This is a genomic window from Marinirhabdus gelatinilytica (assembly GCF_003353425.1).
Taxonomy (GTDB): domain Bacteria; phylum Bacteroidota; class Bacteroidia; order Flavobacteriales; family Flavobacteriaceae; genus Marinirhabdus; species Marinirhabdus gelatinilytica.
Genome location: NZ_QRAO01000006.1, coordinates 64754 through 78386, shown reverse-complemented (window position 1 = coordinate 78386; position 13633 = coordinate 64754). Strand labels below are relative to the sequence as shown.

The 13633-nt window shown below is 42.3% G+C and carries 14 protein-coding genes; 6 read left to right on the top strand and 8 right to left on the bottom strand.

From position 1 onward, the window contains the following. The first annotated feature begins 9 nt into the window (after positions 1-9). Positions 10-663, top strand: a complete 654-nt coding sequence (locus C8D94_RS13950) for a DUF2461 domain-containing protein (protein ID WP_115124582.1) — start codon at positions 10-12, stop codon at positions 661-663. On the opposite strand, the gene C8D94_RS13945 is transcribed toward C8D94_RS13950, so the two are convergent. Then, a complete protein-coding gene (locus tag C8D94_RS13945; RefSeq protein WP_245946342.1) occupies positions 660-1871 on the bottom strand; it encodes a 3-deoxy-D-manno-octulosonic acid transferase in 1212 nt (403 codons plus the stop codon). The genes C8D94_RS13950 and C8D94_RS13945 overlap by 4 nt on opposite strands. A 138-nt stretch (positions 1872-2009) precedes the next feature. Between C8D94_RS13945 and C8D94_RS13940 the strand changes: the two genes are divergently transcribed. From C8D94_RS13940 to C8D94_RS13930, 3 genes are all read left to right on the top strand, one after another. After that, positions 2010-3167, top strand: a complete 1158-nt coding sequence (locus tag C8D94_RS13940) for a DegT/DnrJ/EryC1/StrS family aminotransferase (protein ID WP_115124580.1) — start codon at positions 2010-2012, stop codon at positions 3165-3167. Beyond that, positions 3168-4187: a UDP-glucose 4-epimerase GalE gene (gene galE / locus C8D94_RS13935; RefSeq protein ID WP_115124579.1), complete on the top strand. Its 1020-nt coding sequence runs from the start codon at positions 3168-3170 to the stop codon at positions 4185-4187. Between the two features lie 105 nt (positions 4188-4292). Next, a complete protein-coding gene (locus C8D94_RS13930; RefSeq protein WP_115124578.1) occupies positions 4293-4484 on the top strand; it encodes a hypothetical protein in 192 nt (63 codons plus the stop codon). Positions 4485-4555: 71 nt separating this feature from the next. Here the strand turns inward: C8D94_RS13930 and fabD are convergent, their stop codons facing one another. The 5 genes from fabD to C8D94_RS13905 form a co-directional block, all read right to left on the bottom strand. Further along, positions 4556-5437 (bottom strand): ACP S-malonyltransferase, encoded by an 882-nt coding sequence (gene fabD / locus C8D94_RS13925; RefSeq protein ID WP_115124594.1) that lies wholly within the window; start codon positions 5435-5437, stop codon positions 4556-4558. An 85-nt stretch (positions 5438-5522) separates the two neighbouring features. After that, a complete protein-coding gene (locus C8D94_RS13920; protein ID WP_115124577.1) occupies positions 5523-6023 on the bottom strand; it encodes a pyridoxamine 5'-phosphate oxidase family protein in 501 nt (166 codons plus the stop codon). Between the two features lie 83 nt (positions 6024-6106). Further along, positions 6107-6952: a fructosamine kinase family protein gene (locus tag C8D94_RS13915; RefSeq protein WP_115124576.1), complete on the bottom strand. Its 846-nt coding sequence runs from the start codon at positions 6950-6952 to the stop codon at positions 6107-6109. Positions 6953-6966: 14 nt separating this feature from the next. After that, entirely contained in the window at positions 6967-7449 is a 483-nt protein-coding gene (locus tag C8D94_RS13910) for a dihydrofolate reductase (RefSeq protein WP_115124575.1), read from the bottom strand. Then, positions 7446-7907, bottom strand: a complete 462-nt coding sequence (locus C8D94_RS13905) for a 2TM domain-containing protein (protein ID WP_115124574.1) — start codon at positions 7905-7907, stop codon at positions 7446-7448. The genes C8D94_RS13910 and C8D94_RS13905 overlap by 4 nt, the downstream gene beginning before the upstream one ends. 155 nt (positions 7908-8062) lie before the next feature. Between C8D94_RS13905 and C8D94_RS13900 the strand changes: the two genes are divergently transcribed. Continuing rightward, the gene (locus C8D94_RS13900; protein WP_115124593.1) at positions 8063-9136 is read left to right on the top strand and encodes an aminotransferase class V-fold PLP-dependent enzyme; all 1074 of its coding nucleotides are present in this window, start codon (positions 8063-8065) and stop codon (positions 9134-9136) included. A 111-nt stretch (positions 9137-9247) separates the two neighbouring features. Beyond that, a complete protein-coding gene (locus C8D94_RS13895; protein ID WP_115124573.1) occupies positions 9248-12298 on the top strand; it encodes an HYR domain-containing protein in 3051 nt (1016 codons plus the stop codon). Positions 12299-12345: 47 nt separating this feature from the next. Here C8D94_RS13895 and C8D94_RS13890 read toward each other — a convergent pair whose 3' ends face one another. Both C8D94_RS13890 and C8D94_RS13885 read right to left on the bottom strand, forming a co-directional pair. Next, positions 12346-12627, bottom strand: a complete 282-nt coding sequence (locus C8D94_RS13890; protein ID WP_115124572.1) for a DUF427 domain-containing protein — start codon at positions 12625-12627, stop codon at positions 12346-12348. A 30-nt stretch (positions 12628-12657) separates the two neighbouring features. Continuing rightward, positions 12658-13629, bottom strand: coding sequence for an L-histidine N(alpha)-methyltransferase (locus C8D94_RS13885; protein WP_115124571.1), 972 nt, complete (start codon positions 13627-13629; stop codon positions 12658-12660). Positions 13630-13633 lie beyond the last annotated feature (4 nt).

The following is a 13633-nucleotide window of genomic DNA, read 5'->3' as shown; positions in this document are numbered from 1 at the left end:
AAGAAAAATATGAGCTTTTCAGCAATGTATACTTTTCTCAAAAAACTGCAACAAAACAATACTAAGGAGTGGATGGACGCTCATAGGGAAGAATACCATAAGGTACGTGATTTTTATATTGAATGGCTGGATAAAATGAACCTAAAACTTGCGAAAATAGACCCCAACTATTATGACACCCCAGGGAAAAAGGCCATCAATCGTATAAACAATAACCTGATGTTCCACCCCAACAAACCTATTTATAAGGACCATTTTGGGGCGGGGCTGGACCAGGTGAGCAAGCAGGGTGATTTTTATATACATTTGGGAACTTCCGAAAGTTTTATTGGTGGTGGCTACTGGCATCCCTCTCCCAAAATCCTGAAGAGCATCCGCCAGGCCATAGATTACAATGGCGAGGAACTTAAGAAAATCCTCAACAAGAAAAGCTTTAGGGAGATGTTTGGGGAAATGGTCGTAGACAATCCCTTAAAAACCGCTCCTAAAGGCTATTCGCAAGAGCATGAGCACATAGATTTGCTACGGAGAAAATCGTTTGCAGTGACGGTGGGTCTTACCCAAAAAGAGGTGATGAGCAATAATTTTGAAGAAAGGGTTGTTGAAATCTATAATGAAATGCTACCCTTTAGAAGATACCTGAACCAAGCGATAACGGTTTAAAATTTTAGGTTCCTGAAATAATCCAGCACCATATGCGTAGCTCCCGTATTACTGTTTACAAAGTGTCCGGCAATCATTCCTGATTTTTCCCTAAAAGTTCTATCGGTTGTTAATTTTTTGAGTATTGCTGAACATTCATCAGTGTTTTCAATGCTGAAAAGACCTGCGAGCGACTGCAAACGTTCGGCTTCTGGAAAATTATCATAATTTTTCCCAATGACCACGGGAACCCCAAAAGTTGCAGGCTCCAAGATGTTATGTAGCCCTTCGTTCCCCATGCCTCCACCCACATAAGCAACATCTGCATAGCTATAAATCTTGGTGAGCAACCCAATGGTGTCCACGATAAGCACCGAAGCTTCGGCAAGTGCACCACTTTTGGTATCCAATTGTGTATAGCGAATACTGGCGTGTTTCAGCTTTTTTTCAAAAGAAGAAATTTTGCCCTTGTCCATTTGGTGCGGTGCAACTACAAATTTCACTTTTGGATTGTTGTTGATGAATGGAAGTAGAACGGTATCGTCTTCTGGCCAAGTGCTTCCGCAGACCACACATAACGTATCGCCTTTAAAACTATCCATAAAGGCCAAGTTGTTGTCCTGTTCAATTTGGTGCGAAACCCTATCAAACCTAGTGTCGCCACTTACGGAAACTTTAGTCAAGCCAATTTCTTTCAACAACTTTTCAGAATTTTTATTCTGTACAAATATATGGTTGAAGCATTGTAGCGCCTTTCGCATAAAACCTCCGTACCATTTAAAGAACACTTGGTTCTCCCTAAAAACACCCGAGATCAGCACCGTATGTACGCCTTGTTTCTTCAGCTGAAAAAGATAATTGGGCCAAAACTCGTACTTCACAAAAAAAGCAGCGGTGGGATGTATCGTCTCAACAAACTTACGAGCAGTGACCATGGTGTCCATGGGGAGATATACAACGGCATCTGCAATTGGCGTATTTTTTTTGATCTCATAACCCGAAGGCGAAAAAAAGGAAACTACAATTTTATAAGCTGGGTGTTCCTTTTTAATAGCTTCCATAATGGGAAGACCTTGCTCGAATTCTCCCAGAGATGCACAATGGAACCAAAGCGTCTTGTCCGCAGGCTGTACCTTCTCCTTTAAAATTGAAAAGGTTTGCTGCCTGCCGCGAACAAAAAGCCCCATTTTCTTGCTGAACCCTTGTGAAATCCAAAGGAAAAAGCTCATAATATATGTCGCTATGTTGTAGAGTATCGCCACGGCTCAAAATTATGAAAATTACGGTAGCTATTGTTATTCTTTAAATAATATGGTAGGGGCTTGTGTTTTTCGTATTTTTACGTGCGCAAATTATTATTGGAATAGATGAAAAAAATACAGATGGTCGATCTTAAAGGCCAGTACGAACATATTAAGGAACAAGTAGATACATCGGTACTTCAAGTGCTGGAATCTACTGCCTATATAAACGGGCCAGAGGTACACGCATTCCAAAAAGAACTGGAAGAGTATCTGGGCGTAAAGCATGTGATACCCTGTGCCAACGGTACCGATGCACTGCAAATAGCTATGATGGGGTTAGGGTTGCAACCCGGTGACGAGGTAATTACGGCCGATTTTACTTTTGCTGCTACGGTTGAGGTAATTGCGCTATTGCAGCTCACTCCCGTATTGGTAGATGTAGATCCCGTAAATTTCAATATTGATATAGAGGCCGTTAAAAAAGCGATCACGCCCAGGACTAAGGCCATTGTGCCCGTGCACCTTTTTGGCCTTGCTGCCAATATGGATGCTATTATGGAATTGGCCAACGAGCACGATTTGTATGTAATTGAGGATAACGCGCAGGGAATTGGCGCCAATTATACTTCAAAAGATGGAACAAAAACCAAAACAGGTGCCATTGGGCACGTGGGGTCCACTTCCTTCTTTCCTTCAAAAAATTTAGGATGCTATGGCGATGGCGGTGCAATTTTCACGAATGATGATGACCTTGCACACACCATACGTGGTATAGTCAACCACGGAATGTATGTGCGGTATCACCACGATGTGGTTGGGGTAAATTCGCGGCTAGATTCAATACAGGCTGCTATTTTACGAGCCAAGCTGCCTCATCTGGATACGTACAATGCCGCACGTAGAAATGCTGCAAGAAAATATACCCAGGCCTTCGCTGGGATTGAGGGGATTATCACCCCTAAAGGTTTTTGCGATGTGGGAAATTGTGTTTGTGACGTTTGCGATTGCCACGTGTTTCACCAATACACCCTTAGAATTACCAATGCCGATAGGGACGAACTCGTACAACATCTAAACGAAAACAATATTCCCTGTGGCGTGTATTATCCCATTCCTCTGCACCTACAAAAAGCGTATGCGGACGAGCGATATAACGAAGCAGATTTTGCCGTAACCAACCAGCTGGTAAAAGAAGTAATTTCCTTGCCAATGCATACCGAATTGGACGATGAGCAAATAGCTTTTATTACTGAAACGGTTATTAACTTTGTCTCAAAATAGATGAAAACAATTTTGGTCACAGGCGGGCTTGGATATATTGGCTCCCATACAGTAGTTGCACTGCAAGAAGAAGGATACGAAGTTATTATCGTTGACAACCTTTCCAATACCACTATCGAGGTATTGGAAGGAATTACCGAAATAACCAAAAAACCACCCGTGTTCGAACGGATGGATCTTCGGGTGAAAAGCGACGTTGTACAGTTTTTTAAAAAATATAGCGTTATCGATGGGATTATCCATTTTGCTGCAAGCAAGGCCGTGGGGGAGAGTGTGGAAAATCCGTTATTATATTACGAAAACAATATACATTCGCTTGTGTACTTGCTTCAGGAGTGTAGGGCACATAACATTTCAAATCTTATCTTCAGTTCCTCATGTACCGTGTACGGAGAACCGGATAGTTTGCCCATAGATGAAACGGCTCCCATTAAGGAAGCTACCTCACCCTATGGAAACACAAAACAGATAAACGAAGAAATTTTAAGGGACACATGCAGGGTGACGGATATAAATACAATCGCACTTCGATATTTCAACCCCATAGGTGCACATGAATCTGCACGAATAGGTGAATTGCCCGTGGGTGTGCCACAGAATTTGGTGCCATTCATAACCCAAACGGCTGCGGGCATTAGAGAAGAACTCTCGGTCTTTGGGGACGATTATGACACCCCGGATGGTAGCTGTATTCGTGATTACATCCACGTAGTAGACCTTGCCAAAGCCCACGTAAAAGCCGTAGAGCGTCTCATAAATGCCGAAAATGACACAAAATTTGAAGTGTTTAACGTAGGCACAGGAACCGGAAACAGTGTACTGGAAGTGGTAAATGCTTTTGAAGAAGTGACTGGCAAAAAGCTGAACTACAAAATAACAGCAAGACGTCCAGGGGACGTAGTGGCCGTGTATGCCGATACCAAAAAAGCTAATGAAGTACTGGGCTGGAAGGCTAAAAAAAGCTTAAAAGAATCCCTCGCTTCGGCCTGGAAATGGGAACAAAACATTAGAAAGGATTAATTTTCAAGAAATTTCCTTAACATTTTATTAATAAAGTTTAACAGCCAAAGCTTGGTTTTGGTGTTAATGCTTTGTTGCTTTGCACTTTAAATAAATTAAAACGTAATGCAACTAGTATCAGTCAGAAGAAAGACTAAGAAAGAGAAACGATTTTCAGAAACCATGGGAATATTGACCACCAATGTGGTGTACATCCAAAAAACACTACTCAATATCCCTGTAAAGACCCTTCACAAATACCGTGAAACCTATTACGGAAAAATAAAGGATTGTACCGAATGTAGGATCAGTGCATAAAAAATAAAAACTACCAACCATAAAAAATCCCGAAGTTCATCGCTTCGGGATTTTTTATGGCTTTTAAAATACTATACTTCAGCCTTTCCGGTCTCCACACTTCGGTCTATTTTCCGCATCAATCCCTGTAGCACATTTCCAGGCCCCACCTCAACAAATTGGGTAGCACCATCTTTAATCATATTTTGGATGCTCTGTGTCCATTTTACGGGAGCGGTGAGCTGGAACATTAAGTTCTTTTTTATGTCGGCTGGATTTGTCACGGCAAAGGTGGAAACATTTTGATAGATTGGGCAGGCAGGTTCTGTAAATACAGTATCTTCAATAGCGGCTGCCAGTTCCTCTCGGGCTGGTTCCATCATCGGGCTGTGAAAGGCACCTCCCACAGGAAGTAGCAATGCCCTTTTGGCACCAGCTTCCTTTAAGGCTTCGCAGGCATTGTTCACGGCTTCAATTTCGCCACTAATGACCAATTGCCCAGGACAGTTGTAGTTTGCCGCCACTACGATTCCGTTTTGGTCCGCACAAATGGCTTCAACTATATGGTCGTCCAGTCCCAAAACTGCTGCCATGGTAGAGGGTGCTGCTTCACAAGCCTTTTGCATGGCCTGCGCCCTTTTGGATACAAGCGTTAGCCCATCGCTAAAGGCAAGCGTTCTGTTGGCCACCAAGGCCGAAATCTCCCCAAGAGAATGTCCCGCCACCATGTCCGGTTGGAAGGTATCGCCCATTACTTTGGCGAGAATGGTGGAATGCAAAAATATCGCTGGTTGCGTCACTTTGGTTTCCTTGAGTTCCTCTGCAGAACCTTCAAACATGATCTTGGTAATATCAAAACCCAAAACCTTGTTGGCCTCGTTGAAGAGTTCCTTCGCTTCAGCCGATTTTTCGTATAAATCTTGTCCCATTCCTGTAAACTGGGCTCCCTGTCCAGGGAATATGTATGCTTTCATAAAAGTTGGTTTTAAGTGTGTAAAAATACCATAAAAAATCCCCATCTTGAAATTTCCAAAATGGGGAGGGTAAAGTAATGAGTTCTTAAACGTGCATCTTGCCAGAGGTTCCAATTTCTTGGTCGTTTCCAGTTACTGCCGCTCTTGCCAGTTTAAAGAGCGTGACAAGTTTGTTGCCGTCGTTGCTCCAGTAAGCTGCCTCTTGTGGGGTGAATTTAATGGCGGTAATATTTGGGTCGTCCTCACCATCAAACCACGCATTGTCCGCACTGCTGTACAGTTCTTTAATAATATCCCTGTCGTATATAATTTCAGAAAAACCATATACACTCAAAAATTTCATGCTGCTGGTGCCGCTGTACAATAATTGGGTGTTTTCGTCTTTTACGATAGCTGTGTTGTGGTCGCTATCCTTATTGCTCAAAAACCAAATGGTTCCTGTGTCGTCCACTTTTTTTGTGCTCATGGGAATAGCACTTATGGGTTGTACGCTTAGGTTGGTTGCCATCATACAGAAATCTACATCGGTTGCGATTTCCTTGATTTTGTCTATAGCCTCTTGGCTGTATAAGTTCTCTTTGCTCATAATTTTCTTTCTTTTTTCTTAAAGATACTTATTGCAAACCACGAAGTAGCCCAACAAAATGCCAAACTCTTTTGAAAGTTTTGTTAACTGAATTTTTTAAGAATTCCCTTTACTTGCTGAAGATACCCGTGACCGAACAAATTGAGATGTACCAATAAATAGTACAGCTGAAAAAGCGGCACACGTTCCTTCCAATCTTCCTGTAAGTTGAAAATTTCATCATAGGTTGAAAATACCTCCTGCGGAAATCCGCCGAACAACTGCATCATTGCCAGGTCCATTTCACATGGGGCATAAGCTACTGCGGGATCTATGAGGACAGGTGCTCCTTTTTCTGAAATCAAATAGTTGCCGTTCCACAAATCGCCGTGGACCAACGAAGGAGCTCCATCTGGAATAAGCCGCAACACTTTTTTGTAAAATTTGCCCAAATCCTCAAATTGAAAACCATTGTCCATAGCCAATCGAAATTGCGGAATCAGGCGTTGGTTCAAGTAGAAATCTGCTGCGGTTGTTTCGGGACAATTAAATTGTTTCAAGCTGCCAATGTAGTTGTCGTGGTCCAGCCCGAATCGGTTGTGGGAAGTTTTGTGGAGTGCAGCTAAATTTTCAGCAAACCGTTCCCAAAATCCCGAAACTGGTTTGTCTTGGGGGATGTGTTCTAGCAACAGGTATGCATACCCAGAAATTTCCCCCGTTCCCAATACCTTGGGAATTTTAAAACTTTTTGATGCTGCGAGCCGTTGCAATCCTTTGGCCTCGGCCTCGAACAAAGTGGGAAATTTACTGGCAAGGTTCAGTTTTGCAACAAGATTAGTCTCTTTACATTTCAGTAAAAATACTTGGTTAATATCCCCACCGGAAAGCGGTTTCACTTCGTTTAGGTTACAATCGTGCCGCAGCGCTATTTCCTTTAAGAGAGATTTCATTTTTCTACTTTTGGTTACCTTCTTACCCAGGTTTCATAAGTAAACGCATAGTTGTGGCGTTCATCCTTTTCGTGATGGACCTCGCTAATAAGCTCCCATTGGTTTTTGTCAATTTCGGGGAAAAAGGTATCTGCATCAAAGGTTCCGTGTACCCTGGTGAGTTCGATCTTGTCCGCCACGTCCATCGCCATGTTGTAAATCTCGCCACCACCTATTACAAAGGGTTGCACATCGCTGGCAGCTTTTAGCAATGCTGCATCCAACGAATGTACCACGACGGCGCTTTCTTTTTTATAATCTTTGTTTCTGGTAATTACTACATGGGTTCGGTTTGGAAGGGGCTTGGGGAAACTCTCAAACGTCTTGCGCCCCATGATAATGTAGTGACCGGTGGTAAGTTGTTTAAAACGTTTAAAATCGTCTGGCAGGTGCCACACAAGATCATTGTCCTTGCCCAGCTCGTTGTTTTGGCCTGCGGCGGCTATCATGGTAATCATTTGCTCTCGGGAGGTAATTGGTTGGGGGCGTTTTTTTTTACTGGCGTATTTTGAAGGGCGTCTACTTCACGGGCCGCTTTCACCTCGTCCACGGTAACTTCCTGTACGGCCTGTTTCTTCAATTGGGCGATACGGGTTTCTTGTTGTTTTTTCAGTTTTTCCAATTGTTTGTCTTCCCACTCCTTGCCCATAAACTTGTTGGTAACAAATACATTGAACACGTGGATGAGCAATAGAAAAACCCACGCCAGCACTACCCAGACAGACCAATCTTTCATGAGGGTTTCGTGCCCTTTTTTTAGTACAAGGTCTATTACCAAGAGTAGGATAGCGCCTACCAGGAATATGATGAAATGGGTCATCAACCCCTTTTTTTGCTTTATGCGTTTTCGGGCATATTCGTACTGCTCACGCTGTTCTGCATCTAATCTTTCTTTTTTGTTGGATTTTGAAAACATAGTTGGTTACCTTTAGTCTCAAGTTAATTAACTTGGGCAAGTCCGTAAGACATCAGTTGGAAAATAACTTTTTGACTTTGCGACAAGCCTCGGAATATTTAAGTCTCGATTATCAAGTAAAAATACCGAAATTTAACCGCAAACATCCTTCAGTTATGGAAGATTTAAGAAATCTGTTTCCCGTTAGCAATACCCATACCTATTTAAACACGGCATCATCTGGACTGCTTTCAACCCATTTGTTGGAATGGCGCCGAGAGCACGACACCTCTTTTTTGAACGGTGGAAGTATTTTTAGAGGAGAACAAAAACAGTTCTTGGACGGTGTGCGTGAGACGGTTGCATCCTTTTTGGGCGGTGGAGAACACGAGGTTGCTTTGGTCCCCAACTTTTCCTTTGGGTTGAATACACTGCTGGAAGGGATCCCAGAGGGGAAAAAGGTCTTGCTGCTGGAACGGGACTACCCAAGTATAAACTGGGCTTTTGAGCACCGTGACTTTAATGTATGCTATGCTGAAGTGGACGCAAACCTAGAGGAGAATATCGAAACCGCCGTGGCACGCCATAGACCAGATATTTTTGCTTTTAGTATAGTGCAATATTTGAACGGTGTTAAAATAGATTTCGATTTCTTGAAACAACTGAAAGCCTATCATCCCGAACTCTTGCTCATTGCAGATGGTACCCAGTACGTGGGAACCGAACCTTTCGATTTTGGCAACAGTGCCATTGATGTCCTGGGTGCAAGTGCCTATAAATGGTTGCTAGCGGGATATGGTAACGGTTTTTTTATGGTGAAGGAGGCTGCGCAACAGGATATCCACCCCAGTACCATTGGGTTCAATTCTGCCGATGCTATGTTTGGGAATAAAGAACGTATTCCCTTTATGAAACGTTTTGAGCCAGGGCATCAGGACACGCTCAATTATGGAAGTTTAGGACAGAGTCTTCAATTTTTTAAAAAAATAGGAGTCGATAAAATTTCCGAAGACTTGAAACAGCTTTGTGCGACCGCAAGAGAAGCCTTTCTCGAAAGGGGGCTATTGGATACAGCTGTAGCAAATAGAGATCAATTTTCAACAATATTCAATATTACTGGAGGGGATAAACTCTTTCAGAAACTGGAACAAGAAAAGATAATCTGCTCCCAGCGGGGCAATGGGCTACGGGTGAGCTTCCATTTGTACAACTCGAGGGAAGACCTGAAAAAACTGTTACATTTCTTGTGATATCGTACTAAGAATTGTCTCTAAAAATGCGTAGATGAGATTTGTAAAGTTTTTTTCTGTATCTTTCACTATTAAACCAGTTGCATGATATAAAATTACAATCCTCACCTTATGAAAAAAATTACTCAACTCTCAGTATTGCTGACGTTTCTTTTTACACTATTTTCAAGCACTTCTCTTTTAGCTTCTGAGGCTGAAGTACCCCCAACCTTGAATTGCCCTGCCGATTTGGTGATTTCCAATGATCCCGGAGTTTGTGGGGCTATTGTGGATTATTTGAGCATGGCATCGGCCATAGATCCTGAGGACGGAGATATTTCCATGGCTATCATTACGACCATAGGGCCTACGAATAACTCACTCTTCCCTATTGGCCTTACCGTGGTTGAATTGAGTGTGACCGATAGTGAGGGTAATACGGTGACCTGTAGCTTTTCGGTTACTGTTAATGATACGGAACCCCCAACCATTAATTGCCCTGCAGATATGATGCTTAACAACGATCCCGGTCTATGTGGTGCAGAAGCAAACTTTACCGTTACGGGATCCGACAATTGCGGTGGTGGTGCAACAGCAGGAGAACTTACTACCACATTTGGAAACAATAATGGACAGAATGGGATCATGTTCGATGTAACTGCTTCTGGTGGTGAGGATGTTTCACTTTATGAGATTTTAGGACACTGTGGTCCTAGTTTTGGAAGTCAAATGGTTAATATTTGGGTTATGACAGGCTCACATGTTGGGTTTGAGGCCAATCCAGCTCCGTGGACTCTTCACCAAACGGTGAATGTTATAGACAATGGAAATACAGGGCCGGGAGGAAATATGCCAACCCCCTTGTCTCCCTCTATTGTGATTCCAGCTGGTACAACAATGGGGATCTTTTACGAGACAGATGGTACAGAAGGTATGGATTATACCGATGGTACCACATCATATAATGATGCCTTTATTACTGTAGACAGTGGTTCAGGTAAGGCAATGGGAGGTGCAAATGCTTTTGATGGTACCACATTTACACCACGAATTTTTAATGGAACGTTTTACTATACCACTGGAACCATAAATTCTACCCAAACAGCAGGTTTGCCTAGCGGAAGTATATTTCCGGTAGGTGTAACTACAAATACTTTTGAAATTACAGATCCATCGGGTAATACGATATCTTGTAGTTTTGACATTACGGTAGCCGATACCGAACCTCCTGTAGCCAATTGCCAGAACGTCACAGTGCAGCTGGACGCAACTGGAAATGCAACCATCACTGCTGCCCAAGTTGAAAACGGAAGCACAGATAATTGTGGAGTTGCTTCATCAAGTATAGATACTACCAACTTTACCTGTAACGATGTAGGGACCAATAATGTAACCCTAACCGTTACGGATATATATGGAAATACAGGGACCTGTAATGCTGTTGTCACGGTGCAGGACGTAACGCCTCCTACAGCTGTTTGTCAAGATATTACAGTACAGCTAGATGCCTCCGGTACAGTAACCATAGCCCCGTCTTCTTTGGATGGTGGTAGTACGGACCTTTGTAGCATTGGAGGGTTTGCGGTAGATATTGATACCTTTACCTGTGCCGATCTTGGCCCCAACGATGTAACACTTATTGTCTCGGACGGTAGCGGAAATACAAGTACCTGTACCGCAGTTGTAACAGTGGAAGATGCCGTAGCACCTACTGCTATATGTCAGGATATTACCGTGCAACTGGATCCTTCGGGAACTGTAACTATTGCTCCTGGTGATGTAGATGCTGGAAGCACCGATAACTGTGGTCCTGTAACAGGAAGCTTGGACATTGATACATTTACGTGTGCCGATATTGGGCCAAATAACGTTACACTAACCGTGACAGATAATGAAGGAAATACAAGTTCTTGTGTAGCGGTTGTAACAGTTACTGAGACACAAAGTCCTACAGTGGTTTGTCAAGATATTACCGTAGCGTTGGATGCTACTGGAATGGTCGTAATCACTCCCGCCGATATAGACAACGGAAGCTCAGACAATTGTGATATTGCTTCTATGACGTTAAATAACGATACGTTTACCTGTGTAAATGTAGGTATTCCCAATAATGTGATACTTACGGTAACAGATACTTCAGGAAATACTTCAAGTTGTAATGCAACAGTAACCGTGATAGACGATATGCCTATAGACGCTGTATGCCAAGATATAACCGTTACCTTGGACAATGATGGGGAAGTTACCATAACAGCGGCAGATGTTGATGGAGGTAGCTCAGATAATTGTGGTGTTTCCAACCTGAGTGTGTCACAAACTTTATTTACCTGCGCAGATGTTGGCCCTAATGAAGTAACCCTTACGGTAACCAACTCAAATGGTGAAACAGCTACCTGTACGGCAGTTGTTACAGTACAGGAAACTATTTTACCTCCCACTGCTATATGCCAAAATGTTACGGCTCCGTTAGGTCCTGATGGTACTGTAACCATTTCGCCCAACGCAGTTAACAACGATTCTTTGGGAATTGGATGTAATGGAACACTTAGTTTAGATCTAGACACCTTTACTTGTGATGATGTAGGAGACCCTATTCCCGTAACTCTTACAGTTATGAACGAAGATGGTGAGATAGATACGTGTACAGCATTTGTTCACGTTGTAGATTCTTTGGATCCAACTATTGAATGCCCCGATACTCAAAACGTACAATCTGCAGGACCCTATACTCTGCCAGATTATTTTGCACAAGGCGATGTTATAGTGACAGATAACTGCGAAAACAATCTCACGATAACACAAACACCACCACCTGGAACTGTTTTGGATGCAGGCGGTTACAATATAACCATGACGGTAACCGATCCTTCTGAAAACGAAGCTGAATGTACCTTCCAGTTATATATTGATAATACCTTAGGCGTTGATAACCAAAAGGATATTTCCTCTTTAGTATTGTACCCTAACCCAGCTTCAACGTATGTGGCCTTGGCAAATCCACAGGGAATCTTGCTCAAGGATGTTACCTTGTTCGATATTGGAGGGCGTATTATAAAGCGTGTGAACCTTGAGGATATGGGACTGGAACAAAGGATAGATGTTTCTGGGTTGGCAAGTGCGACCTATATGGTTGTAATCAGTTCAGATACAGGTACCCTGGTGAAACAATTTATCAAAGAGTAGCGAATATGATCTTTCTTGAGAATCCCTTCAGTTTTGGAGGGATTTTTTTATTCTGAAATTTCTACTCCCTTCCAAAATGCAACGTAACCTTCAATGGGTTTTGCAGCGTGACTGGTTTCTGGATAATACCAAGCAGCATCTTTATTGGTTTGGCCGTTTACTTCAATAGTGTAATAGGAAGCTTCTCCTTTCCACGGACAATGGGTATGGGTATTGGATGTCTTGAAGTATTTCAAATCGATACTTCCTGGGGGGAAATAATGGTTGTTTTCAATCACTTTGGTGTCATTGCTTTGGGCCAATACAGCTCCTTTCCAAATAGCTCTCATCTTTACAGTGAATTTTTTAAGTATTATTAGTTACGCTCTCTTAAAGACGTAATTTTTATAAAAACCTTTTTCATCTTCAAAAGAGGTGTGGATTTTCAATCCTGCAGATTCGGCCAACCATTGCACTACCTTGTCGTCATACTTTTGCGAAATCTCTGTATGGATGGTTTCCCAAGCATCAAAATGTACATTGAGATCTAATGCGCTTATGGCCACATCCATGGCTTCGGTGGCTACCAAAAAGCTTTTTGCAGTTCCCGTCTCAGGATTATAAACCTCCCAATGTTTAAACTTTTCAAGATTGAAATCGCCACCTAGCTCTCTATTGATACGGGTAAGCAGGTTTTTGTTGAATGCTTCGGTTACTCCCGTTGCATCATTGTACGCATCGAGAACTATTTGCGGATCTTTCTTTTGGTCAAACCCCATAAACAGGAAATCTTGCGTGCTCATAATATCCTTGAGCTTTGTTAAAAAATCTATGGCCTTTGGGTGCAATAAATTCCCAATGTTAGAGCCCAATACCATAAGCACTTTTTTCCGAGAGTTGTAGTGTTGTAGTTGTTCCAACACTTCAAAATACATCCCTTTTTCACCTTCTACGGTAATGTTTGGAAATTCTTCGGAAAGATTTTTTGATAAAGAATCTATCGCATTCTGGCTTATATCAATAGGCTTATAGACAAAATTGAAATCGTTTTCAGCTAGATGTCCCAAGAGAACCTTGGTTTTTTTACCATCTCCGGCTCCCAATTCTATAAGATCAAAACCTTTGTCAGGGTCGTTGAAAAGTTGTGCTATCTCTTCGGTATGAAGGGATAGGATGTCAAACTCACAGTTGGTAAGGTAGTACTCTGGAAGATTCATTATTTCCTGAAAAAGTTTGTCCCCCTTTTCATCGTAGATATATTTTGAGTACAAAAACTTGGGAAAGGTAGTGAGCCCCTTGTGTACATCAGTTTTAAAAGATACATCTATTGCTATGGAATTATTTACGCTCATAAAT